1 protein-coding gene is annotated in these 328 nt (G+C 70.1%); it reads right to left on the reverse strand.

The window, feature by feature from the left end; translation table 11 throughout:
* The coding region (locus D7X32_RS44770) for an AMP-binding protein (protein WP_147450552.1) at positions 1-328 on the reverse strand (328 nt) is incomplete at both ends.

The following is a 328-nucleotide window of genomic DNA, read 5'->3' on the forward strand; positions in this document are numbered from 1 at the left end:
ATGGACTGGCGCTCCAGCAGGCCTTCGTCCAGCAACAGGCGCAGGTGCGCGGGCGAGCAGTCGAGGACGTCCAGCGAGTCCTTCTGGATGCGATTGACGAGCTCGCCCACGTCGGCGCGGGCCTCGTCGGGGACGATGCAGAGGGTGTGGCCGTCGAGCACCTGGATGAGCTGCTTGACGGAGGCGTCGAAGGACAGCGGCGCGTTGACGCTGACGCGCTCCCCAGGCTGGGCCTCCGCGTGCACGGTGGCGGCGAGGGCGACGCGCAGATTCAGCACGGAGCGGTGCTGAATCATCACGCCCTTGGGGCGGCCGGTGCTGCCGGAGG

The sequence above is a fragment of the Corallococcus carmarthensis genome, from assembly GCF_003611695.1.
Taxonomy (GTDB): Bacteria; Myxococcota; Myxococcia; order Myxococcales; family Myxococcaceae; genus Corallococcus; species Corallococcus carmarthensis.